This is a genomic window from Candidatus Poriferisodalis sp. (assembly GCF_965208555.1).
Taxonomy (GTDB): Bacteria; Actinomycetota; Acidimicrobiia; order Acidimicrobiales; family Poriferisodalaceae; genus Poriferisodalis.
In genome coordinates, this window is record NZ_OZ242342.1 from 3536666 (window position 1) to 3560901 (window position 24236).

19 protein-coding genes are annotated in these 24236 nt (G+C 66.5%); 6 read left to right on the forward strand and 13 right to left on the reverse strand.

The window, feature by feature from the left end:
• Window positions 1-10 precede the first annotated feature (10 nt).
• The 5 genes from ACOGXE_RS16135 to ACOGXE_RS16155 all read right to left on the reverse strand — a co-directional run bounded on the left by ACOGXE_RS16135 (window position 11) and on the right by ACOGXE_RS16155 (window position 6970).
• Window positions 11-835, reverse strand: a complete 825-nt coding sequence (locus tag ACOGXE_RS16135) for an EamA family transporter (protein ID WP_419931905.1) — start codon at window positions 833-835, stop codon at window positions 11-13.
• Window positions 836-853: 18 nt separating this feature from the next.
• A complete protein-coding gene (locus ACOGXE_RS16140) occupies window positions 854-2143 on the reverse strand; it encodes an MFS transporter (RefSeq protein WP_419931906.1) in 1290 nt (429 codons plus the stop codon).
• Between the two features lie 75 nt (window positions 2144-2218).
• On the reverse strand, window positions 2219-3178 hold the full coding sequence (locus ACOGXE_RS16145; protein ID WP_419931907.1) for a 2Fe-2S iron-sulfur cluster-binding protein: 960 nt from the start codon (window positions 3176-3178) through the stop codon (window positions 2219-2221).
• The gene (locus ACOGXE_RS16150; protein ID WP_419931908.1) at window positions 3175-4959 is read right to left on the reverse strand and encodes an NADH-ubiquinone oxidoreductase-F iron-sulfur binding region domain-containing protein; all 1785 of its coding nucleotides are present in this window, start codon (window positions 4957-4959) and stop codon (window positions 3175-3177) included. Before ACOGXE_RS16150 ends, ACOGXE_RS16145 begins: the two co-directional genes overlap by 4 nt.
• Complete coding sequence (locus tag ACOGXE_RS16155) at window positions 4952-6970, reverse strand: molybdopterin oxidoreductase family protein (RefSeq protein ID WP_419931909.1); 2019 nt, start codon at window positions 6968-6970, stop codon at window positions 4952-4954. Before ACOGXE_RS16155 ends, ACOGXE_RS16150 begins: the two co-directional genes overlap by 8 nt.
• A 211-nt stretch (window positions 6971-7181) precedes the next feature.
• On the opposite strand from ACOGXE_RS16155, the gene ACOGXE_RS16160 reads away from it, so the two are divergent.
• The gene (locus ACOGXE_RS16160; protein ID WP_419931910.1) at window positions 7182-7937 is read left to right on the forward strand and encodes an IclR family transcriptional regulator; all 756 of its coding nucleotides are present in this window, start codon (window positions 7182-7184) and stop codon (window positions 7935-7937) included.
• A gap of 20 nt (window positions 7938-7957) precedes the next feature.
• Here the strand turns inward: ACOGXE_RS16160 and ACOGXE_RS16165 are convergent, their stop codons facing one another.
• From ACOGXE_RS16165 to ACOGXE_RS16175, 3 genes are read right to left on the reverse strand one after another with little or no spacing between them, the layout of a single operon-like run.
• Window positions 7958-8968: an electron transfer flavoprotein subunit alpha/FixB family protein gene (locus ACOGXE_RS16165; protein WP_419931911.1), complete on the reverse strand. Its 1011-nt coding sequence runs from the start codon at window positions 8966-8968 to the stop codon at window positions 7958-7960.
• Window positions 8965-9747, reverse strand: a complete 783-nt coding sequence (locus tag ACOGXE_RS16170; protein ID WP_419931912.1) for an electron transfer flavoprotein subunit beta/FixA family protein — start codon at window positions 9745-9747, stop codon at window positions 8965-8967. Before ACOGXE_RS16170 ends, ACOGXE_RS16165 begins: the two co-directional genes overlap by 4 nt.
• A gap of 10 nt (window positions 9748-9757) precedes the next feature.
• Complete coding sequence (locus tag ACOGXE_RS16175) at window positions 9758-12280, reverse strand: FAD-dependent oxidoreductase (RefSeq protein WP_419931913.1); 2523 nt, start codon at window positions 12278-12280, stop codon at window positions 9758-9760.
• A gap of 210 nt (window positions 12281-12490) precedes the next feature.
• Here ACOGXE_RS16175 and ACOGXE_RS16180 point away from each other — a divergent pair, with 210 nt between their 5' ends.
• The 3 genes from ACOGXE_RS16180 to ACOGXE_RS16190 are packed head-to-tail and all read left to right on the forward strand — an operon-like array spanning window position 12491 to window position 15872.
• Window positions 12491-14200 (forward strand): formate--tetrahydrofolate ligase, encoded by a 1710-nt coding sequence (locus tag ACOGXE_RS16180; RefSeq protein WP_419931914.1) that lies wholly within the window; start codon window positions 12491-12493, stop codon window positions 14198-14200.
• Window positions 14201-14205: 5 nt separating this feature from the next.
• A complete protein-coding gene (locus tag ACOGXE_RS16185) occupies window positions 14206-15165 on the forward strand; it encodes a methylenetetrahydrofolate reductase (RefSeq protein ID WP_419931915.1) in 960 nt (319 codons plus the stop codon).
• Between the two features lie 29 nt (window positions 15166-15194).
• The gene (locus ACOGXE_RS16190) at window positions 15195-15872 is read left to right on the forward strand and encodes a hypothetical protein (RefSeq protein ID WP_419931916.1); all 678 of its coding nucleotides are present in this window, start codon (window positions 15195-15197) and stop codon (window positions 15870-15872) included.
• Here ACOGXE_RS16190 and ACOGXE_RS16195 read toward each other — a convergent pair.
• From ACOGXE_RS16195 to ACOGXE_RS16210, 4 genes are all read right to left on the reverse strand, one after another.
• Window positions 15851-17188, reverse strand: coding sequence for an MFS transporter (locus ACOGXE_RS16195; RefSeq protein ID WP_419931917.1), 1338 nt, complete (start codon window positions 17186-17188; stop codon window positions 15851-15853). The two genes, ACOGXE_RS16190 and ACOGXE_RS16195, sit on opposite strands and share 22 nt — an antisense overlap.
• A gap of 35 nt (window positions 17189-17223) precedes the next feature.
• Complete coding sequence (locus ACOGXE_RS16200; protein ID WP_419931918.1) at window positions 17224-18438, reverse strand: NAD(P)-dependent oxidoreductase; 1215 nt, start codon at window positions 18436-18438, stop codon at window positions 17224-17226.
• A 117-nt stretch (window positions 18439-18555) separates the two neighbouring features.
• Window positions 18556-19515: a D-erythronate dehydrogenase gene (denD, locus tag ACOGXE_RS16205; protein ID WP_419931919.1), complete on the reverse strand. Its 960-nt coding sequence runs from the start codon at window positions 19513-19515 to the stop codon at window positions 18556-18558.
• A gap of 59 nt (window positions 19516-19574) precedes the next feature.
• Entirely contained in the window at window positions 19575-19901 is a 327-nt protein-coding gene (locus ACOGXE_RS16210; protein ID WP_419864752.1) for a hypothetical protein, read from the reverse strand.
• A 79-nt stretch (window positions 19902-19980) separates the two neighbouring features.
• On the opposite strand from ACOGXE_RS16210, the gene ACOGXE_RS16215 reads away from it, so the two are divergent.
• On the forward strand, window positions 19981-21171 hold the full coding sequence (locus tag ACOGXE_RS16215; protein WP_419931920.1) for a CaiB/BaiF CoA transferase family protein: 1191 nt from the start codon (window positions 19981-19983) through the stop codon (window positions 21169-21171).
• Between the two features lie 17 nt (window positions 21172-21188).
• Here ACOGXE_RS16215 and ACOGXE_RS16220 read toward each other — a convergent pair whose 3' ends face one another.
• On the reverse strand, window positions 21189-22487 hold the full coding sequence (locus ACOGXE_RS16220) for a dihydroorotase (RefSeq protein WP_419931921.1): 1299 nt from the start codon (window positions 22485-22487) through the stop codon (window positions 21189-21191).
• 105 nt (window positions 22488-22592) lie between these two features.
• On the opposite strand from ACOGXE_RS16220, the gene ACOGXE_RS16225 reads away from it, so the two are divergent.
• On the forward strand, window positions 22593-24227 hold the full coding sequence (locus ACOGXE_RS16225; RefSeq protein WP_419931922.1) for a cation:proton antiporter: 1635 nt from the start codon (window positions 22593-22595) through the stop codon (window positions 24225-24227).
• Window positions 24228-24236 lie beyond the last annotated feature (9 nt).

Genomic DNA, 24236 nt, shown 5'->3' on the forward strand with positions numbered 1-24236 from the left:
GCGTGCTGGGTCAGGTGGCGACGACGGCGGTGACGCCGGCCACGGCCGCGACGATGCCGACTCCTTGACGCGCGTTGAGAGCATCCTGGTAGGCGAACCTGCCGACGATCACGCTCATCACCGGGAACATCGACGCGCCCACCACGGTGGCTGGCGGGTCGAACCAGATGCCGATGATGTAGAAGATGGTGGCTCCCGCACTCGCGACGCCGGTCAGCAACGCAAAGCCCATCACCTCAGGTGGTGGCAGCGCCGGCAGACCTCGGATCGCGACCACGACGGCCATGAGTGTCACCGACGTCAGCCGCTGGCCGAACCCCGGCCAGGCCCCCGAGCTCTCGGACAAGTCGACCAAGACGCTGAGACCCACGCCGTAGCCCAGGCCCGACAGAGTCGCCCAGACAGTTCCCGCTGCGACATGCCTGCCGCGGGTTCCGCCGGCCGTCACCAAGCCCAGTCCGCCGAAAGCCACGGCTGCCCCGAGGATGCCGACGAGCGGCGGGTCGTGACCCCGCAGTGCGGTGTAGGCGAACGGAATGACCGCTGACAGCGTCGCCACGATCGGTGCGGCGATGGCCGAGCCGGCCCGGTCGAGCGACGTGTAATACAGCGCCAAGCCTGCGCCGAGCCCCAATCCTGACACGAGGCCTCGCCCGAAGTCGTCGCCGGCGAAGGAGCCCGGAATGAACAGCAGCACCGACAGCGAGACCAGCGCCGCTGCGCCCTGGAACACGATCATCGCTGAGAGCACATGGCAGCGAGTCACCACCCGGCGCCCGAACAGGTCGCTGGTGCCGATGCTCACCGACGTGAGCAGGCCGAACAGCGCTCCCATGCTGCGCTCGCTGCCGACCTACCGGCGCCGGCGCAGCAGCGTTGCCACGGCTGCTGAGGCTCGGGCAGGAATGGGCAGGAACGTCCCCTGCTGCGCCACGGTCGGACCGGCAACCAGCAGCATGCGGCCGGCGACGAAGGTGGCAATGGAGATGTGGGCTGCCGCCATCACGACGTAGAACGCATTGAGCGTCACTGACATGCCGATCGCCGCACAGATTGGTCCGATCGTCGCACCGACACCGTTCATCCGCACCATCACAGCACTGGCGCCCGCTCGCTGGGAATCCCGCAGCCAGTCGTTCGCTTGCGCCACTGCCATGGAATAGATCGGATAGGCAAAAGCACCCATGACGGCCATCACCGCGACGCCGATCAGCGTCGCCTCGTCGAGCAGCATCATCACAACGCAGGCACTGCCGGCAATGACCGCGGCTGCCACGATGACAATGCGCCGGGGCACACGATCAGACAGCCGTCCAAGCGGGATCTGACCGAAGAGGCTGCCGACCATCGGCGCCGCAACAAAGAGCGCCACCTGCAACGGGGTCAGCCCTCGCGAGGCCGCGTAGACCGGACCGATGGCCGAGATGGACCCCAACGCGGCGCCGACCAGGAATGCCACCACCACACCGGTCGGTGCCGTGTGCATCAGTGTTCGAAGCCCGACTCGCTCAGGGACCACCACCGGCGGGCTCACGGATGCCGACAGGGACATGGGCACCAGCGCCAGGGAGACCATCACCGACACCACGGCGAACAAGGCGAAGCCGTCAGTGTCTGCGGTGGCCACCAGCAGCTGCCCGGCTGCGATGGCGCCCATGGTGATGACCATGTAGCGGGCCAGCATCTGACCCCGGTTCTCGTTGGTTGCCAATTCGTTCAACCAGGTCTCGGCAACCACGATCAATGCGGCAAAGCAAACGCCCCATCCGAAGCGGCCGACACCCCAGACCACCGGATTGACGAACACCGCCTGCACCAGCACGACGCTGCTGCCCGTTGACGCCAAGGCAGCAAAGACTCGGACATGGCCGACTTGGCGCAGAAAATGCGGCGCGACGGCAGCACCCGCCAGGAAGCCCACGAAGTTCATTGCCATCACCAGACCCGCGACCGTGGAACCGAAGCCCTCGGATTCGGCGCGGACGCCCAGCAGCGTGTTCTGCAGGCCATTGCCGGCCATCAGCAGCGCTATGCCGACGAAGAGCGCCGTACTGCGAGCTGCCGGTGAGGCGAGCGCCGGTCCGCCCACCACGGGTTCGGGAGTCCTGGCCCGCGAGATGCGCGGCAGGCGTTCGGCAGCCATCTCGCGCGCACGCCGGAGCGCACGGTCCCGGCGAGTGGCTCGTGCAGTGTCCGGCTCGTCCGCCGACACCGGTGTCTAGGACCCCATGCTGTCTGGTGTCGGGTTGTCTGGTGTGGGGCTGTCTGGTGTGAGTGCGTCAGTCGTGGCCGGTTCGAAGGCCGGTGCATGCACGTACTGCCAGCCGAATCTTCCCTTGATGCACAGGTGCCCGCTGGTGACCGAATGATCGGCAGGAGAGGTCACCTTCACGATCTGCTCGTCCTGAACATGCAGTTCGAGGTTGCAGCCGACGCCGCAGTACGAACACACCGTGCGGCTGACGGTCTGGTCATCGGGCCGCCACTCTCCCACGGCGCGCAGATCGAATTCGGTGCGGAACTGCAAGGCACCGGTGGGGCACACAGCGACGCAGTTGCCGCAATAGACACAGGCGCTCTCCGGAAGCTCGACGTCGTACTCGGTGCGGATGCGGGCATCGAAGCCCCGCCCCGCCACCGCGATGGCAAAGGTGTGCTGAGCGTCGTCGCCGCACGCCTCGACGCACTTGTAGCACAGCACGCAGCGGTCGTACGCCCGGATGTAAAGGTCGTCCTGGATCCGCACGGGATCGTCCACATGGGCGACCCCGGCATCGGCCTCCGTGCTCAGTGCCGAGGAGTAACGCTCCGCATCAGCGCCGTAGTGCTGGGACCATACAGTGATCTCTGCGGCCTGGGACACGTCGTTGGCCGAGCCCAGGAACTCCAGCACCATGCGTCTGCTGTGACGCACGCGCTCGGAGTCCGTGCTGATCTGCATGCCGTCCTCCGCGGGCCGAGAGCACGCGGGTACGAGTGTGCGGGAGCCCTCGAGTTCCACGACGCAGACCCGGCAGACGTTCACCGGCGTGAGGTTGGGCGCCCAGCAGATCGTGGGGGTATTCACGCCTGCGGCCGTGCACGCAGCCAGGATCGTCTGGCCCTGTGGCACCGACACCTCGCGCCCGTCGATGCTCACTGTGACCTGCGAGCTGGCGCTGCCATTGCCGGAACTCATGATCGTTCAGCCTCCAGCAGACCCAACCGCATTCCTGACAGCACGGCAGAAGCCGCAGTATGGCCGAGGCCGCAGATGGATGCGTCACCCATCGCACCGGCAATGTCGTCGAGCAGGTGCCGTTGCCGATCGGTGGGTGCGCCGGCCCGGCGGATGTGCGTGACGATCTCATGCTGGCGAACGGTGCCGATGCGGCACGGCACGCATTGGCCGCAGGACTCGTCACGGAAGAACTCGGCCAGCCGCTCGATGACCGAGCTCATGTCGGCTGAGTCATTGAAGACCATGACGGGTCCGGAGCCCAGCGTCGTGCCGGCATTGCGGGTGTCTTCCAGCGACAGCGGCAGGTCGAGCGCATCGGGTCCGACGAAACTGCCCGCGGCCCCGCCCAGCAGGACCGCCCGCAGATTGCCCTGCACATCGCCGGCCAGCGACAGCAGCTCGCCCAGCGGCATCCCGAAAGGCGCCTCGTACAGCCCTGGTCGTCCGACATGGCCCGAGAGGCAGAACAGCTTGGTGCCCGGTGAGCCCTCAGTTCCCACGCCTCGGTATGCATCGGGACCGATCCGCAGGATCTCGTTCACATTGAGCAGCGTCTCAGGGTTGTTCACCACCGTCGGTCGGCCGAACAGTCCGTGGGTGGTGGGGAATGGCGGCTTGTTGCGGGGCTCGCCCCGGAATCCCTCAAGCGAGTTGAACAGCGCGGTCTCCTCGCCGCAGATATAGGCGCCGGCACCTCGGCGCAGCTCGATGTCGAAGGCTCGCCCCGACCCGGCCGCATCGTCGCCCAGCCAACCCGCATCGCGTGCCTGCGTGATGGCATGTCTGAGGCGTTGCGTGGCCAGCGGGTACTCGCCACGGATGTAGATCCAGCCCTGTTCCGCTCCCACCGTCAAGCCGGCAACGGCGATGGACTCGACGACCGCCAGGGGTTCCAGTTCACAGAGCAGCCGGTCCTTGAACGTTCCGGGCTCGGATTCGTCGATATTGGCGACGACGTGCTTGGGACCCTCCCCGTCAGCCACTGCTCGCCACTTGATGCCAGTGGGAAACGCCGCCCCGCCCCGCCCGGACAGGCCCGCTGCGGTGACCTGGGAGATCACCTCATCGGTTCCGAGACGCAGTGCAGCGTCGAGTGCTGCTCCCCCACCCCGCGCCTGGTAGGCGCCCATGGAGAGGTTGTCGTTGCGGCTGGGGTCCCGACCGATCATCTGCCGCAGCAGGCTGGGCCCCTCGGGTGTCGACGCAGTGACGCTCACCAGCAGGGATTCGGGGCCGCTGTCGTCGGCAGGGACGCGGTCGGATTCGCGCCGGCCCTGGATGAAGACCGCCGGAGCCCGTTCGCACTGCCCGAGGCACGGGCTCTCGTGCACAGCGTGACCCTGCGAGCGCAGGTGCTCGGCCAGGGGCGCAGCTCCGGCCAATGCGCAGATGGGATCCACGCAGACGTGGCGGACGCTGAGATCATGAGCGGGCGCTTCGGTGCGGAACATCTCGTAGAACGTGGCGACGCCGTAGGCCTCGGCCGGTGGCACACCCAGCGTGCGACCGACGAAGTTGAGGCCACCCGGCGAGATCCACCCAGCCTCGGTCTGGAGCGCGTGCAATGCGGGCAGCAACAGGTGTCGCATCTGCTTGCGGCGGCGCGTCCCTCCCCGCACGACACGCGGATGTTCGACGATGACGGCGCCTTCACTCGCCGCGTTGACGCCAAGCGCGGCCAACACCGCTCGCCGCTCCGATGCGGTGGGTTCCGCATCGGAGAAGTGCAGGTCAGCCACCAGCGCCGCCTGCCGCTGCTGTGCTCGATGCGCCGCCTGCGGCGGCCGAGGCTGGCCGCAGCGGGTCGATGCGAACCGCTGCAGCCTTGAATTCGGCCGTGCCGCTGCGTACATCCCAGGCGTCGTTCGTCAGCAGGTTCGTATCCACCAGCTCGGGAAAATGGAACGTGGTGAAGACCAAGCCCTCGGGAAGGCGATCGGTGACATGCACATCCATGTCGACCGAACCCCGGGGCGAGCTCACGCGCACTGCGTCGCCTTCGGCGACCCTCAGGCGTGCAGCATCAGCAGGGCTCACCTCGATGGCGTCACCAGTCCGTATGGGCGACGAGTAACCGGCGGATTGAGCGCCGGTGTTGTACGAATCGAGCACCCGGCCCGTGGTGAGGCGAAGCGGGAATTGTTCGCTCAGCGCCTCGGCCGGAGGACGGTGGATGACGGTCGAGAACGGAGCTGGCGCGTGACCGTCGAGGTCGGGTTCCCAGAGCCAGCCGTGCAAGAACTCGGTACCTGGGTGATCTTCGTGGGGGCAGGGCCATTGCAGGCCGCCGCTCGCTTCGAGCCGTTCCCAGCTCATGCCGCCGTGCAGCGGTGACAGCGATCGCATCTCATCCCACAGCTCTTCAGCGGAGGTGGCCGTCCACTGTGCCCCCATGTGCAACGCCAGCTCGCTGATGATGTGCACGTCGTCGCGGGCATCTCCCTGCGGGGGCACAGCGGCGCGTACCCGCTGCACACGGCGCTCTGAGGATGTCACCGTGCCCTCGCTGGAAGCCCAGCCTGCAGCCGCCGGCAGCACGACATCGGCCATCCGTGCGGTGCGTGTCAATGAGATGTCCTGCACGACCAGCAGGTCCAGCCCTTCGAGGAGCTTGCGAGCGTGCGCCACATTTGCCTCTGAATCCGCCGGATTCTCTCCGATGACGTACAGGGCCCGCAGCTCGCCTTCTTCCATGGCGTCGAACATCGCCGTGAGATGCTTGCCGGGGACCGGATTCAGCTCGCAGCCCCAGACGCGCTCGAATCGCGCCCGGGCTTCCGGGTCGACGAGTCGCTGGAAGCCGGGCAGCCGGTCAGGCAGCGCGCCCATGTCGCCGCCGCCCTGCACGTTGTTCTGGCCTCGCAGCGGCACCAGGCCCGAGCCCCGCCGGCCGACATGCCCGGTGAGCAGCGCAAGATTGCAGAGCGAGAGCACGTTCTCCACCGCTGTGTGGTGCTCGGTGATGCCCAGCGTCCACAGGATCTGCGCGCGGGGAGCTGTGGCATAGGCGTGAGCCATCTCCGCGATGGCCCCGGCGGGCACTCCGGTCAGCCGCTCGCCCTCGTCGAGCGTGAATGGCTCCACCGATGCCGCGTATTCGTCGAAACCCGTGGTTGCACGCTCGATGAAGGATCGGTCGTGCATGCCCTTGGCAATGATCTCGCGAGCTGCCGTGTTGGCCAAGGCAATGTCCGTGCCGACATCGAGACCGAGCCACATGTCGGCGAACTCAGCCGACGATGTTCGGCGGGGGTCCACTGCGTACATGGATGCGCCGTTGTCGAGGCCCCGCAGCAAGTGGTGGAAGAAGATCGGGTGCGCTTCGCGAGCGTTCGATCCCCAGAGCAGGATCACATCGGTCTCGGTGATCTCCTGATAGGAGCTCGTTCCGCCCCCGAACCCGAACACTGTCGCCAGACCGACGACCGACGGAGCGTGTCAGGTGCGATTACAGGAGTCGATGTTGTTCGACTTCAGCACCGTGCGCATGAACTTCTGGGCGGCATAGTTCATCTCGTTCGTGCTCTTCGAACAGGAGAACATGCCGACGCCGCCGGCGCCGTGCTGTTGTGTGGCCGCCCGCAGCCCTGATGCGGCACGGTCGAGCGCGTCATCCCAGCTCGCGGGACGCAAGACGCCGCCGTCTCGCACCAAGGGTGTGTCGAGCCGCGCCAGGGGTGCCTGATGTCCCCCCGATCGTGCCCCGTTTCGTCGGCCTGTGCCTCTTTGAGCACTGGTCCCCCGCGGCATCGCCCCTCCCCGAATCGCTTGGGTGCCGTGACAGCAGATTCTACGCTGCTCTCGGTGTCTCTACCGTGATGAGAACAGTTTCACCCTGACTACAGCTCACGTGCTTGCTGAAGGCGCAGCAGCGTTCCGTAGAGCAGAACAGTTCCACAATACGGCACAAAACGGCCGTCAACTGACCAGCCCAAGGTGCCCGCGGGCTACCGTGGAGCCGGTGCAGTCAATTTCTCGTGCGTTCGCCGTCCTGCGGGCATTGGCCGTCGGACCGCAGGGTGTCACCGACGTTGCCGATCACGTCGGGCTGCCCAAGAGCACGGTGGCCCGACTGCTGACCTCGCTCGAAGCAGTCGATGCGGTTGCCCAAGACGATGCAGGCGGCGACTACCGGCTCGGGCAAGGTCTCATCGACATCATCGGAGCGGCCGGAGCCGATCGGAGCCTGCTGGCAGCAGCCCGCCCGCACCTGCACAGCCTGGTCAACCAGGTCGGCGAGACCGCCGGGGTCAGTGTTCGTGCTGATCGGACGGTGTACTACCTCGACCAGGTCGAACCCGAGTCCGAGGTGCAGGTGCGCTCGTGGACCGGCGAGTACTGCCCCATGCATCTGGTTCCTTCAGGACTGGTGTATCTGGCCCATCTGGGTCCGCAGGCGCTCGATGAGTACCTGAGCGGGGAACTCGAGGCGACGACGGCGAACAGCATGGTTGATGCCGACGCGCTGCGGACTCGGCTGGTACAGGTCGCCAGCGCCGGCTACGTGTGGGTGTATGAGGAGTTCGCCATTGGGATCAACTCCGCGGCCGCACCGGTTCTGAACCAAGACGGGACAGTCGTGGCAGCCCTGCATGTTCACGGCCCGGCGTACCGCTTTCCCGATCCGAATCGCACGCACGACATCGGCCTCGTGCTCATCGAGGCTGCATCGAACCTGGCCCAACACCTGGCCGGACGAGCGCCGTTGCCGATCTAGCCCGACCGGTCGGGGTGCAGCTAGCTGGCCGGGCGATCTCGGCGGCGCCGGATCTCATCGGAGATGGCCGGCACCACCTCGTGCAAATCGGCGATGACCGCATACCCCGCCTTGGTGACCATGTTGGCTTCCGGATCGATGTTGATGGCCAGGATGTTCTTCGAGCCCATCGCACCCACCCAGTGCTGGATGGCACCGGAGATGCCGCAGGCGATGTAGATCTCCGGCGCGATCCGGGTGCCGGTCTGGCCGACTTGATCGGAATGGCTGCGCCAGCCGTTGTTGGTGACCGCACGCGAGCATCCGACACGCCCGCCGAGCAGTTCCGCCAGCTCTTCGAGCGATGCGAAGCCCTCCGCGGAGCCCACGCCGCGGCCTCCCGACACCACCACGGGCGAGGTGGACAGGGTGATGCCCTCGGTCAGGGTGACGCGGTCGCGGACCAGCGTGCGCTGCACCTCCGGTCCCAGGTCAGGCTCGAAGTCGGCGAGGTTGATGTCTGCGGTGCCGCCGGGAATCGTCTCGGCCTCAATGGAATGCTGCGCGATGGTCAGCAGCGGCAGGGTCGAGGCCAGCGTCACGTCTTCGAGCAGCGACCCGCCCCACTGGATGCGGGTGATCTCCCATGGCTCGGCAGCGACTGACACGCTCACGCAGTTGGCCACGAGCGGCAGGTCGGCGCGGGCAGCGAGTTGGGCCATCGCTTCGGCACCCCGGTCGGTGCCGGCCGCCACCATGGCGACGGGCGCCGCAGCCTGGAGGAATCCTGCCAGCGCGGCTCCCCACGCATCGGGGCCGTAGTCGGCCAGGAACGGATGACGTCCGCGGTGCACGGTGGCGGCTCCGTGCTCGGCGCAGGCGGCCAGCACTTCCGCTCCATGGGTCTCGAACAGCCCGTCGTCGCCCAGAACCACGGCATCGACGGCCACGCCGAGGTCAGCGGCAAGCGTGCGGGCAGCGGTGAGCGCCTCGAACGCTCCGACGGACGGGACCCCGCGGTCGTGGTCGATGAGGACCGCAACGCTGCTCACAGCACCCCCAGCTCGTCGAGGAGGTCCACGACAGCCGGCGCGGCTGCGGCGCTGTCACCGAGCATGACCGTGGTGCTGGCCCGCTCGGGCGGCCGGTGCAGGCGCTCGCGGGCCTGACCGCCAGCCGCTGCGTTCTGAGCGCAGTCGAGCTCGGCGATCTGTGCCTTGCGTGAGGCCAGCCGCCCCTTCATCGTCGGGTACCTGGGCAGGTTGATGCCTTCCTTGACGCCGAGGGCGCACGGGGTCTCCAGCTCGTAGACCTCGTAGCCCGCATCGGTTTCGCGGCGGGCTGTGATGCTGCTTCCGCTGACATCGATGCCCTTGATGCCGTTCACCATCGGGCGGCTGAGCGCATAGGCGACCCGGGTGCCGACCTGGAAATTGCCGCCGTCGGCCGATTCGTTGCCGAACAGGATGAGGTCGAACTCACCGCCTACGGCCTCGAGCTCTCGCACAGCGTCAGTGATCGCGACTGCGGTGCGTTGGGGATCCCAGTCCAACCCGCCCTCGGCGACCACGAGCGCCAGCTCCGTGCCGCCGACGCTGGCTGCATAGCGCAGCTGCTCAGCGGACTCAGGGGGGCCGAGTGTGAGCACCACGACAGCGTGCCCGTCCCCGTCGAGCCGCTCAGCGATCTGAGCGGCCTCCTCGACGGCACATTCCTCGTGCGGGCTGGTGGTGAAGCCCAGATGCGCAGTGTCGACCTGTTGGCCGTCAGCGGCCACGTTGATACGCGATCCCACGGCGGGCACTCGTTTCACGCAGACCAAGATCCGCATCAGCGTGCCCTCAGGCCTTCATTCGGCTGTCGTCAGGATCGAACAACGCCAGGTTCGCACCCGTCGCTGCCACGGTGACCGGGTACAGCTCGTTCTGATACATCACCGACAGCTCGGCGCCCACGGCGGCCAGCTCTGGCGGCAGGTAGGCCATCGCCAGATAGGCGTCAAGCGACGGGGCATTGCCGGCCGTGGTCACGCGGCTGACCCTGCCGTGCGAGTCGGTGATCCGCTCGCCCGCCGTCGTCAGGACAGGTTCGTTGCCCGCGCCCATGGGGAAGCGGTTGTAGCCCTCGCCGCAGCGCAGGCTGTCGAAGCGCAGCATCGTGAGCTGAGCGGCCGGTTCCGCTTCCCGCGCAGCAAGGTATGCCTCCTTGCCGATGAAGTCGGCGGCCTTCACACGCGGCCGGGCCAGCCCAGCCTCGACCGGGTTGTAGTCGCTCTCGAGCTCAGCTCCCATCAGCCGGTAGCCCTTCTCCAGCCGCCCAGTGGTGCCGTACACGCCCGCGCCGACCGGCCGCAGGTTGAAGTCCTGCCCGGCTTCGGCGATGGCGTCCCACAGGGCCAGGCCAGCGCTGGTCGGGCAGTAGATCTCGAAGCCGGCATCGCCTACATAGGAGATGCGGAACATCTGCGTCGGGATCCCCGACAGCAGGGCGTTCCGTGCTTGGCCGTAACCGAAGGCCTCTTGGGACAGATCCGTCTCGGTCAGCGTCTGCAGCAGCGCGATCGCATTCGGGCCCCACACGCCGTACGTCGCCAAGGCTTCGGTGCGATTCTCGAAGTGCACACCCTCATCCGGCAGGTTGTGCCGGAACCAGTACTCGTCGCGGCCGCCGTCGAATGCTCCCGTTGCGATGCGGAATCGGTCCTCGGCCAGTCGCACGATGGTGAGGTCCGAGCGGAAGCCGCCGTCGGCGGTCAGCACCGGGGTGTAGATCGAGCGTCCCACCGGCAGGTCGCATTTGTTGACCACCATCTTCTCGATGTAGGGCACCACATCGGGGCCCGACACCTCGAACACCTGGAACGGCGAGATGTCCACTAGGCCACAGTGCTCGCGCAGGTGCAGGTGCTCGGCGTCGGTGATCGGACTCCACCAGCGAGCGTCCCATTCGTGCGTGCGGCCGGCGATGCCGTAGTGCTCGACGAGATCGGCATTCGATTCATACCAGTGCGGTCGTTCCCAGCCGCCGGCCTCGAAATAGAAGGCCCCCAGATCGTCGGTGCGGGCCTTGGCGGGTCCGCAGGTCAGGTTGCGACGCGTCGCCCACTGCTCTCGGGGATGCACGATGCCGTAGGTCTTGTTGAAATGCTCGTCGGCACGGGTCTCGATGTGGATGACGTTGCGGTCCTGGGGGTAGAAGCGCGTGACATCGGAGCCGTGAGGATCGGTGAGGCGGGGGTAGCCGTGAGTCATCCATTCGGCCATCAGCCGGCCGACGCCGGGGCCCTCTTTCACCCACACTGCCGCAACAGACCAGAGGTTCTCCACTTCGACAGCAGGGCCGAGGACCGGGGCGGCATCAGGCGTCAGCGAGAGCAGGCCGTTGATGGCGTACTTGATCTCGCCGTCGCCGAGGAACTCCATCAGCTCGATGGCTTGCTCGAGCTGTTCGTCGAAGTCATCGGGCGTGAACGGCATCTCGGTCGGGCTGAGGGCTGCCTCCTCATTCGAGGGGATGTCCTCGACCCGGTGCAGGATCGGCCGATGGGCGTAGCTGCCCACCTCCATCGATCCTGCCGATTGGCGCTCGTAACAGAAGGTGTCCATGTCCCGCACGATCGGATAGGCCAGCTCCTGGTTCGTCTCGACGAGAACGTCGAAGGGGCCGACGTCAACCATCTGATGAACGGCGGGTGTGAGCGGGATCGTCGCGCCGGCCATCTCGGCGAGCTTGGGGCTCCACACACCGCACGCGATCGCCACTGTGTTGCACTCGATGCGGCCCCGGTCGGTCACCACGGCCGAGACACGTGGGCGATTCGGGCCGGCCACGGTCTCGATGTCGAGCACCTCGGTATTGGCGAACGTCTGCAGGTGGCCGGCTTCGGTGGCGCGACGACGCATCTGCGTGCCCGTCTCCAGCGAGTCCACGGCCGAGACGCTGGGGGTGTAGAAGCCGCCCAGGATGACGTCGGGGTCGATGAAGGGCACCAGCTCGACCACGTCGTCGACCGTGAGCAGCCTCGCCTCGATGCCCCAGCACTTCGCCGAGGTCATGCGGCGGCGAAATTCCTCCATGCGTTCGGGGCTTCGTGCCACTTCGATACCGCCGCAGGTGTTCTGCAGGCCGAGCGCTTCGTACTGGCGCTGGCTGTCGACGGTGAGATCGACGATCTCCTTGGAGTGATCGACGGGAAAGATGAAGTTTGACGCGTGCCCGGTGGACCCGCCCGGATTGGGAAGCGGCCCCTTGTCGAGGAGCACGATGTCGGTCCAGCCAAGTTCGCTGAGGTGGCCGACCAGGCAGTTGCCCACAATCCCAGCACCGATGACGACACAATCTGCCCGCGCCGGAAAGTCGCTCATGCCTCACATCCCCCACTGTTGCCGGATTGCAGCTGTGCTGAACTGCTTCGTCGCTGTTCTGTATGATGGAACAGTTCCACTCAGCGGAACAGCAACTAGGGGAACAGTAGCCGAACAACCCGGCAATTGACGACACTGAATCGGTGGCACAGCGGTGTCACGAGGTTCTGGCAGGGTGTAAAGGGCTCAATTCACGTGGGGGTGCACGGCATGACGACAACAGGCGGGTTTCCGAGCGATCTCGAGATTGCATCGGCGGCGCAGATCCGGCCGCTGACTGAGATCGCGGACGAGGCAGGCATCCCGCAGGAGTACCTGGAGCTGTACGGCTCGGGCGTGGCCAAGGTCAAGCTCGAAGCGGCAGAGGCCATGGCCGACCGGCCCCGAGGGCGCTACGTGGTGGTGACGGCCATCACCCCGACGCCGCTCGGCGAAGGCAAGACCACCACGACCGTAGGTCTCGGGCAGGCCTTCGGACACATAGGCCGAACCGCCACGATCGCCATCCGGCAGCCGTCGATGGGGCCCACGTTCGGCATCAAGGGCGGCGCCGCCGGCGGGGGCTACAGCCAAGTCGTGCCGATGGATCTGTTCAACCTGCACCTCACCGGCGACATGCACGCAGTGACGGCCGCCCACAACCTGTGCGCCGCGATGCTGGACGCGCACCTGTATCACGGCAACGAGGCGGGCCTCGACATTCACAACATCACGTGGCGGCGAGTACTCGATGTGAACGACCGGGCACTGCGCAATGTCACTCTCGGATTGGGCGGTCGCCTCGACGGCATCCCCCGCGAGTCCGGTTTCGACATCACCGCTGCATCCGAAGTGATGGCCACGCTTGCCCTGTGCACGTCCATGTCGGACCTGCGTGCCCGGCTCGGCCGCATCGTGCTGGGCTACACCAAGGGCGGCGAACCGGTGACCGCTGAGGACATCGGTGCTGCTGGCTCCATGGCCGTGCTGCTGCGCGAGGCCATCAAGCCGAACCTGATGCAGACGCTCGAAGGCTCCCCGGCGCTCGTCCACACGGGTCCGTTCGGGAACATCGCGACCGGCAACTCCTCGATCGTTGCCGACCAGATCGGCATCGGGACCTCGGATTTTCTGCTGACCGAGGCGGGATTCGGTGCCGACATGGGCGCTGAGCGATTCTTCAACATCAAGTGCCGGTACTCGGGAGTGTCTCCTGATGCCGCAGTGATCGTGGCAACAGTGCGCGGCCTCAAGGCCCACTCGGGCAAGCATCGGATCGTGGCCGGCCGACCGCTGCCGCCTGCCCTCCTCGAGGCCAACCCCGATGAGGTGCACGCCGGCGGCGACAACCTGCGCAAGCAGCTCTCCAACGTGCGCATACACGGCGTTTCCCCGGTAGTGGCGATCAACCAGTTCCCGGGGGACCACGAGGCTGACCTCGACGCCATCGCCGAGATCGCCGCCGAGTACGGCGCCCGCTCCGCCCGCTGCACCCACTTTGCCGATGGCGGTGCGGGTGCGGCCAGCCTTGCCGAGGCGGTTGCGGAGGCAGCCGAGGAACCGACGGACTTCTCGGTGCTGTACCCGGACGACATGTCGCTGCGGGACAAGATCAGCGCCGTCGCAACCAACGTGTACGGCGCAACCGACGTGAGCTACACCGCCCGGGCGAACCGGGAGATCGACGGCTACGAGCGCAACGGCTTCGGCAACCTGCCGGTGTGCATCGCCAAGACCCACCTGTCCATCTCGTCGGACGCCTCGCTCAAGGGTGCACCGACGGGCTGGACCCTGCCCGTGCGCGAGGTGCGGGCCTCGGTCGGCGCCGGATTCGTGTATCCGATCTGCGGCGACATGCGCACCATGCCGGGGCTGGGTCGAGATCCGGCTGCGCGTCATATCGACCTCGATGCCGACGGCGAGATCGTCGGCCTGAGCTGACGGAGTTGTCGTTGCTCGCCTTCTTCACTTCGAATCGCACGCCGAGCTGGCTGAGCGCATGGCGTCCCGCGAAGCCGCTGGCGGGATGCGGTTCGCTTCGTCGTCGCCGGCCGCTGACCGGCGACGATGCTGCCGCTCGCCGTCGCTTGCTGGATCACGCCCAGTGGGAGCTGATCCCGCTGCGCAACCTGGCGGATCAGCTTCCGCACCTGCCGTCGGACTCGCCGGTGTCAGTCACGGCGTCGGCCTCCAAAACGCTGGAGGACACGCTGGACTTGACGGCAGAGCTCTGCGTGCTCGGTCACCGGCCGGTCCCCCACCTCGCCGCGCGCATGATCCACAGCCGAGCGCACCTCGAAGAGCTCTTGGGCCGGATCGCCTCGCTGGGGTTGTCCGAGATCTTCCTCGTCGGCGGTGATCTGCCTTCACCTGCCGGTCCGTTCGACAGTGCAGCGGGCCTTCTGGAAGCGCTCCGCGACGTCGAGCATTCCCTGACCCACATCGGCGTGACCTCCTATCCCGAAGGCCACGCGCTGATCAGTGATGCAGTGCTGCACGAGGCGCTGCATCGCAAGCAAGCGCTGTTGAACGAAGCCGGCATAGCGGGCCACGCTGCGACGCAGATGTGCTTCCACGCACGATCCATCATCGAGTGGCTGCAGTCCGAGCGTGACAGCGGTTTGGTCCTGCCGGTGCACCTCGGAATGCCCGGCGCGGTCGATCCCGCCCGCTTGCTGAGCATCAGCACCCGACTGGGCATCGGCGCCTCGCTGCGCTATCTGCGCAAGAACACCGGCGCAGTGGCACGCATGCTGCGCCCCGGCGGGTATGACCCCAGCGGTCTGGTCGACCTGCTCGCCCCCCATGCCAACCGGCTCGACATCACCGGGCTGCATGTCTTCACGTTCAACTCCATTGCCGACACGGTCGCCTGGCGTGACAACGCCGTGCAGGGAAGCCGCTAGCCCACAGACGGCTGGCCGGCGAGAGGCGCATGTCGTTGCCTGCGGGGCTGTTGGCGGCTCTGAAGATCGGGCTGCTCGCGGCACTGGGCATTGGGCACCGCCTGTACTGGCACGGGGGCGTCGGGATCACCTACGTGGTCCTGGCCCTGTTCCTGTCCACCAACCTCGTGATCTGCTACTGGGAGATCTGCCTCTTCTTCCGGCGCGACTACATCGAGACGCGTACGGCCCATTGGCGTGAGCAGCGGCGGCAGACTGGCCGGAGCCCGGCAACGGAGTTCCTCACGTCCAGGGTTCCGCTGCGGTCAGCCTTCTCGCCGACGGTGTGGGCCGACGTGTGGGCTGCCTATTCCGTATACGACGGTTCGTACGCCGATCGCCGCAGCTACGGATTCAACGTGGACGTGGGCAACGGCTTCGTCACGGCCATACCCACGCTGATCCTGCACGCCGCATTCACGACGGAGTTCCTGTCGCCGCTTGCGGCAGGAATCCTCGGGATCATGTTCTTCTGGCAGTGGACATATGCGACGTCCATCTACCTGATGAGCTTCTTCGTTGCGAAGCGTCACCGAGACATCAGCAGGGGCGAGCTGTACGGCATGATCCTGGGATTCAACGCTCCCTGGATCTTGTGCCCGCTGTTCGGGCTGTATGTCTCCATCCGCCTGGTCGTCGAGGGCAGCTACGGCGTCTTCGGCGGTTGAGCGGCGAGAGCTGCCGAGGCTCCTGCGGATGGTGCAGGTGCCGGCCCAGCCCCAAGAACCGGCTGAGCGGGCGCAGGCTTGTCGGAGATGCTGAAGTGAATCACGGCAGCCATCACTCCCAGAGCGGCGGCCAGCCACCACCACAGATCGTACGAGCCGGTCAGCTCGCGGATCTCGCCAGCGCCCCAAGAACCGAGGAATGCTCCGACTTGGTGTGACAGGAAGACGAAGCCGAACAGCGTCCCCGCATTCCGTACGCCGAACTGGCCCAGCACGATGCCCGAGGTGAGCGGCACGCTCGCCAGCCACACCACGCCGAGCAGCGCGCCGAAGCCGAGCGCCACCACGGGCGTGACCGGCAGTAGCAGCAAGCCCGCAAAGGCAGCGGCCCGGGTGACGTAGATGATGCTGAGCAAGCGGCTCTTGTTGATGCGGACGCCGAGCAATCCCGCGGAGAAGGCACCGACAATGTTGAAGAGCCCGATGAGTGCCAACGACCACGTGGCGACGCTGGATCCGTAGCCGGCATCGGTGAGTGATTTCGGCAGGTGGACGCCGATGAAGGTCACGTGAAAGCCGCACACGAAGAAGGCAGCGTTCACCAGCAGGTAGTCGCGGTGGCGCAAGGCCCGGCCGGTGATCTGGCCGAGCGGCTCGTGGTCTGGGCCGCCGGCGCTGGCGCCGGCGCCAGGCGTGTCGACGCCCTCGAGTGGGACGATGCGAATGCCGGTACGCAGCGGCCGCACCGCCGTCGCGATGACCATCGTGACAGCGGCTAGGAAGACGATCGAGCCACGCCAGCCGAGCAGGTCGATGAAGACCCGCGTGACCGGCACCAGCAGGAAATGACCGAATGACCCGAATGCGGTGGCGATGCCTAAGGCCATCGAGCGACGGCTGGGTTCGACGAGCTTGCCGATCGACGACAGCACCACTGCGAACGATGCCGCCGACATACCGAGCCCCACGATGAGTCCGCCGCCGGTGTGCAAGCCGGCAGCGCCGCCTGCATTCGCCATGACGAGCAGACCGCCTGCATAGACGACAGCCCCAAAGATCAGGACTCGACCGGCGCCGAAACGATCGGCAATGGCTCCGGCCAAGGGTTGGCTGAGACCCCACACCAAGTTCTGCACAGCGATCGTGAGGCCGAACGTGTCCACGCCGACGCCCAAGGCAAGATCGATCTCGTCGGTGAACAGGCCCATGGTGGCCCGCACGCCGAGCGAGATCGCCGTGATGATGCTGCCGGCGATGACGATGGCGGCCATCGGGCTGCGCGCAGGGCGCTGCTGGTTCAGAGCCCTGCCGGACATCGGGTCAGGGTAGGCCCCTGCGTCGGCTTGGACGCTCAACCGGTGTTGATGAGCCGGATGCCGTAGATGGCCTCCATCTCGGCGAGCTCTGCGAGCACCTTCTGCGAAGGACGCCGCGACACTCGGATTGTCGCCACTGCAGCATGGTGTTTCGGTCCCGCCAGGATCTCGTTCTGCATCTGCTGAACGTTGATGCCGCTGGCGCGCAAGGCCATGAGGATTCCGGCCAGCACACCCACCTGATCGCGATGGCGGACCACGATGGTGCTGCGACCCAAAGGTCGCTCCGCACGATTGACACAATTCAGCACATCACCCGCAGTGAAGGCCTCGAGCACTTCGACGACACCGTCGGCGATGTCTTCGGAGGCCTGCACCGTGGAGGCGCCGATGTGATGGGTGCCGGTCACACGCGGGTGTGATGCCAGCGGCGATTGCCAATCCGAGGCTGCGCCAGGAGGCTCCCCGCAGAAGACATCGAGTCCAGCCCGCATGTCTCGCTCGTCGAGAACACGCAGCAGCGCCTCCTCGTCCACTATCTCGCCGCGCGAAGTGTTGAGCAAAATCGCCCCATCGGGCATCTTCGCCAGAAAATCTGCGTCCACGAGGCCACAGGTCTCAGGAGTGGCGGGCAGGTGCACCGACACGATGTCGGCGCCTGCGAGCAAGCTGTCCCAATCCGGATGGATCTGAATCTCGAGCTGCTTCATCTCGGCGAGCAGAGCGCGGGAGCGATCAGCGCGGTACAGCGCCGCTAGCTCGATGCCGAATGCTGCCGCGCGGCGAGCGACCTCGATGCCGATCGCGCCCATGCCGACGATCGCCATGCGACGCCCCTTCAGGCCCGTGGCGCCCATGTAGGAGGCCTTGTTCCAACGACCCTCATGCAGGTCCGAGGTGGCGTCGGGGATCTGGCGGTCGACGGCCAGCAGCAAGCCCATGGTGAGCTCGGCCACGGCCACCGCGTTGCGCCCGGGCACGTTGCAGACGTACACGCCGAACTTGGCAGCCCCGTCGCAGTCGATGGTGTCGGTCCCCGCACCCGCGCGCAGCACCATGCTGAGCCGATCAGCCGACTTGAACACCTTGCGGCTCACGTCAGTGCTGCGTACGACCAGGACTTCGATGCCCTCGATGTGCTCCGGAAGGTCGTCCGCTGTCAGTTCGGGTTTGACAATGCACTCGTGTCCCGCGGCCTCGAGTCGGCCCAAGCGCCCAGTGTCGATCTTGTCGGCAAACAGAATGCGCATCGGCGTCACCGCTAGGACAGGGTTTGCGGTCACAGCGCCGCCGCAGCAGCCGCCGGGACATGTACCCGCATGTCCAGCCAGTGTGCCAAACGCGCGACCCCGCGCGGCGCACCTGCATCAATCGCTCACAACGTCGTCTTCGAGGTAGGCCCGGATGATGTCGTCGTAGCTCTGGTCCGGAACGAAACCCAGGCTCAGGGCTCGCCGCGCATCGAATCGCTCAGGCCATCCGGCAACGATCTCAGCGATGGCCGGCTCGGGCGCTTCGACGATCAATTCCGCTGCATCAGGTCCAGCCACCCGAGCGAGGGCATCGATCTGCTCGCCGACGGTGACCGACACCCCTGGCATGGTGAGGTTCCGGCGTGTTCCCAGAGTCGTGCTGTCCAACTCGGCAGCATGGAGCAGGTACCTGATCGCTGTACGCGGGCTGGCATGGCTGTGGCGTACCTGCCTGGACACGGGCAGCACGGCTTGGACGCCGGCCAGCGGTTCACGGATGATGCTGCTGAAGAATCCCGAGGCGGCGGCATTCGGAGTACCCGGACGAACGCTGATGGTGGGCAGGCGAACGCCGACGCCATCGAAGAAACCGCGGCGGCTGTAGTCAGCGAGCAGCGCCTCGGCGACCATCTTTTCTGTGCCATAGGAGGTGAGCGGTGTGAGGTGGAAGTCGTCGGGGATCGGATCGGGGAACGGCACGCCGAACACCGCTATCGACGAAGTGAAAATGACGCGTGGGGCGCCCTCGGCGCAGCGGATTGCATCGAAGAGCACCCGCGTGCCGTCGATGTTGACGGCCATGCCCTTGTCGAAATCGGCTTCCGCTTCGCCGGACACGACCCCGGCGAGGTGGAAGATCACATCGGGCAGTGGCCTGAGCAATTCGGCGGCGACCTCGGGTTGGCAGATATCGGCGACGTGTGCCGTGCAGATGGCCGGGACGGCTGGCCCTTCGTTGATGTCGACGAGGTCGATCCGCTTGATGGGTCTCGCACGCAATGTTCCGACGTCCGCCAAGCGCCTGGCCAGTTTCTGGCCGAGCATTCCGGCAGCTCCTGTGATCAGCACCTGCATCCGGCGAACCTAACTGGAGACCGCCCTCGGACGCTTCCCACGACGCCAGTAGCGCAGCCCTACAGCAGCTGTCCCACGTCGAGAACAAGCAGGATGACCAGCAGGACGATGATCCCGGCATTCAGCAGGCTGATCGGCCACTTCCATCGGTGACCGGTGTGCCAGTGCCGTCTGATGCTGGCCACGTTCGCCCAGAGTGCTACCACGGCAATGGGGATCCCCACTGCAGGTCCGACTCCTGCTGCCAATCCGATGGCCGGCGCTGCGAACGGCAGGATCACATAGGTCAGCGTGCAGCGCACAGCCGAGATCAGGATCGAGAACCGGAGGGTCCGGGCCGATGCCTCTTCGAGTTCAGCGCCTGTGGTGGCAGCGGTCCCGCTCACGGCGGCCCATTCTCGCAGCCGCTTTTGCCAATTACGATCCTTCCGAACCGCTGCCGACATCCCCGACAAAGGAACAGCCATGCCCGGTGCACTGGACGGAGTTCGCATCCTCGACCTGTCGACCCTCGTGCAAGGCCCGCAGGCCGGTGCCATGCTGCACGGCCTCGGCGCCGAGGTCATCAAGATCGAGCTGCCGCAGATCGGCGACGTCGGCCGTCACGTCGACATGCTCGAAGACTTCGGGCACACCTCGGTGTTCATCGCCTGCAACCGGGGCAAGCGCTCGGTGACACTCGACCTGCGTACCGATGCAGGGCGCGAGGCGTTCTTGAAGCTGGTCGAGACTTCCGATGTCGTTCTGTCGAACTTCAAGCCGGGGACCCTGGACGAGTGGGGCCTCGGCTATGACGACTTGGCGGCGATGAATCCCCGCATCATCTGGGCCGCCGGCAGTTTCCTCGGGCCGTACGGGCCCGACGCTGACCGGGAAGGCGCTGACATCGCCGGGCAGGCGGCCGGTGGCGTGGTCGCCTCCAGCGGCTTCGACGGCGGCCCGCTGTCGACCTACGGCGCACTGGTCGCTGACCACTGCGGGGCGCAGAACCTCCAGACCGGGATCTTGGCGGCGTTGTTCGCTCGTGAACGCACCGGCAGGGGCCAGCGCGTCGACGTGAGCCTGCTCGGCGGGCAGATCTGGCTGCAGGCGACCGAGTACACCCATCTGCTGCTCACCGGGGAGGAGGCGGGACGATCGAACGGCGGGCATCCGCTGGTGCATGCGCTGTACGGCGTGTTCCCGACCTCGGACGGTGCCCTTGCCATGGCCGGCTGCCCAGAACACCTGTGGCCCGGCATGTGCGAGGCAATCGAACGCCCCGATCTCGCCGACCATCCCACCTGGAACGCCTACTTCGTTCCCAAGGAAGTGGCACTGGAGATGCGGGCCTTCTTCACCGAGGTGTTCCAGACCCGCAGCACCGAGGAGTGGTCCAAGCGACTCGAGGCTGCCGAACAGCGCTTCTGCCCCGTTCGGTCGCATTCGGAGGTTGTCGCCAGCGATCAGCCCTATGCCAACAGCTACCTCGTCAAGGCCGATCACGACGAGTGGGGCGAACAGACATGGGTGGGCTGCCCGATCACGATGTCGGACACGCCGACACGGACCGGCACCTGGGTGGCCGAGCTGGGTCAGCACACCGAAGAGGTGCTGCTCGAAGCCGGCGTCGAATGGGAAGAGCTCGAAGCCTGGCGTGAGGCCGGCGCCTGGTAGCTCGGCGACGCTGAGTCTCAGGCCAACTGGGAGTCGACCACAACCGGACGCCCTGACAGCACCGTGTGACGCACCCGGCCAGTGAGTGCCTGGCCGGCCCACGGCGAGTTGAGGCTGCGTGATTGCAAGTCAGCGGCGCGAACAGTCCATGTCTCGGCCGGGTCGAACACGGTGACGTTGGCAGGGCTGCCGGTACGGATCGGCCCGCCGTGGTCAGTGATGCCAGCGATGCGAGCGGGCGCAGTCGAGACGACCTCAACAAAACGAGCAGGCGACATCTCGCCGGAGGCAACGAGCTCAGACCACACCACTGACGCCATCGTTTCCACCCCGATCATTCCCGGTGGAGCGTCGGCCAGAGGTCGGTCCTTGAGAACAGGATGATGCGGCGCGTGGTCCGTTGCCACCGCGTCGAGCGCACCGTCGACGATCCCCCGCCGCAGTGCCGCTACGTCGGCAGCCAAGCGCAGAGGCGGGTTCATCTTCCCCGTCGTGCCGAGCCGCTCGACGTCGTCCTCGGTGAGCACCAAGTGCTGGGGCGTCACCTCAGCCGTCACAGCGAGGCCGTCGCGCTTGGCTTGCACCACTAGCTCCATTGCTGCCGCGGTGGACAGGTGCAGCACGTGGTAGCGACCGCCGGTGCGCCGTGCGAGCTCGATGTCCCGGTGCACCACTGACACCTCTGCATCGGCCGGGCGCCCTCGCACGCCCAGACGATCCGCTACGGCTCCTGCGTTGATGACACCGCCCGAGACCATGTCCGGATCCTCGGCGTGCTGGCTGATGACTGCTCCTGGAAGCTCCACGGTCGCGGCGAGGGCTTGCTCCATCAGCGAGTCGTCAGCGACACAGTCGCCGTCGTCGGTGAAGACCCGAACGCCAGCGGCATACAGCGCCCCAAGGTCTGTCAGCAGCTCTCCCGCACGATCCGCGGTGACACAAGCAGATGTGCGAATGTCGCACGGCAGGCCGGCGGCGAGGGCCAGCACGTCGCGCACCATGGCAGGCGAATCAATCGCCGGAATAGTATTTGGCATTATCAGACATGCCGTCACTCCGCCCATGGCCGCTCCCGCAGCACCTGAGGCCATGTCCTCGCTCTCGGTCCCGCCCGGAGTCCGGAAGTGCACCTGGATGTCGACGAAGCCGGGCATCACCCAGGCATCCGATGCGTCCAGCCGCAGTCGTGCGGCCGGGCCCGTCCCTGCGGGCATGACTCCCGTGATGTGTCCGCCGTCGATGACAACGTCGACGGGTTCGACCGCGCCGGCCGGAGCCACCAGTCGACCCCCGGAGATCACCAGCTCCGCAGCCATCGCCTCACCCTAAGTCAGGATGAGCCGTCGGCATGTATCCGGCACCGCGACCGTGTGAGACTCAGCAGCTCCCGGAACCTCTTGTTGACCCAGGTGTGACTTCGCATGCTGCCTGATCTGCTGGTCCCGCTCGGGCTCCTGATTGTCGTGGCCAAGCTCCTCGAGGGGCTGCTGGGACGACTCGGCCTGAGTTCGATCGTCGCGTATGCGCTGACCGGCATCCTGCTGGGTCCTGTCTTCGGCGTGGTCGAGCCCACCAGTGAGCTGCAGATCTTCCTGGGACTGGGAATCTTCGTGCTGTTCTTCGTCATCGGCTTCGACGAGATCGATGTGCGCGGCTTCGTGTCGATCATCCGCGGCCGCTACTTTGCCGCCGCACTCATCTCTGTCGCCATCTCCACGGCGGTCTCCCTGTCGGTCACCTCGGACATCTTCGGCCTGAGCTTCTCGCTCGGCCTTCCGACGACCGACGCGCTCGCCCTGGCGGGCGTGCTGTCGCTCTCCAGCTTGGGCCTGGTGGCCAAGGTGCTCTCCGACAGCGGTCAGCTGCGCGAGCGCATCGGTCTCAAGATCTTCGCGGTCGTGCTCATCGCCGAGATCATGGCGCTGCTGGTGGTCGGCTTCACGGTCGGCGAACATGCCGAAGCTTCCGATGCCGCCGCGATCGTCCGGCTGATCGCCCAGATCGTCGGTTTCGTCCTGATTGCCTGGCTGCTGTCGGCTCGCGTGCTCCCTGCGGCTATCTCGCTGCTGCAACGCATCTTCGACGTGCCGCAGCTGTCGTTCGGCCTGCTGCTGGGCGGTCTGTTCTTGGTAGTGGTCGGTGCGGAGCGCATGGGTCTGCATGGCAGCATCGGGGCACTGCTCTTCGGCGCCGCTCTGTCGGGCCTGCCCGAGCAAGTGCGCAACGACATCATGCCCGGATTCCGCAGCGCGTCTGAAGGCCTGTTCGTGCCGCTGTTCTTCGCTTCAGCCGGGCTGTACTTCGACCTGTCTTTCCTGGATCAGCCGCTGACCACCATCGTCGCTCTGGTCGTCATCCCGCTGGCGGGCAAATTCGCCGGGGCCTTCATCGGTACGTTCCTGGTGCGCATCGACGTGCCGTTGACGATGGCCACGGGTCTGATGGCCAAGGGCGTTGCCGAAGTTGCGTTCCTGCTGGTGATGCTGGAACAGGGTGTCATCGGTGCGGATGTCTTTTCGCTGCTCGTGCTCGTCATGCTCGGTTACATGCTGGTGATGCCACCGCTCATCACCGCAGCGGTCGAACGCGCCCGGACCAGCAAGGTGCGGGTGGCTCCGCATTCCATGCCGCCGTCGTTCGCTCGCTACGCGCTCGCTGACGTCCGGGTGGGCAGCTTGCTGGACGCGACTCGCGAGCTGCCAGGTCCAAACGTGACGGTCGAGGAGCTCCTTGCGGAGTGGACGGTGCCCGGGCACACCGACTATGTCGTGGCGTCCGACGACGAGGTGGTGGGCGTCGTCTCGCTTTCTCGACTCCGAAGGGTTCGGCGCGGCAACCGGCCCACGACGCCGCTGCGTGCGGTGATGCGCCCGTGCCCGATGGCAGCCCGCCCCGATGAGCCGATCAGCGACGTGCTTGAACGCATGGCCAAGTACGCCATCAGCGTGACGCCAGTAGTGGACGGACCCGACGGAGATTTCTGCGGCACCGTCGCAACCCACGACGTCATCGACCTGCTGCTGCTGATGGACGAGATCAAGCCACAGTCCGACTGAGCACGCAGG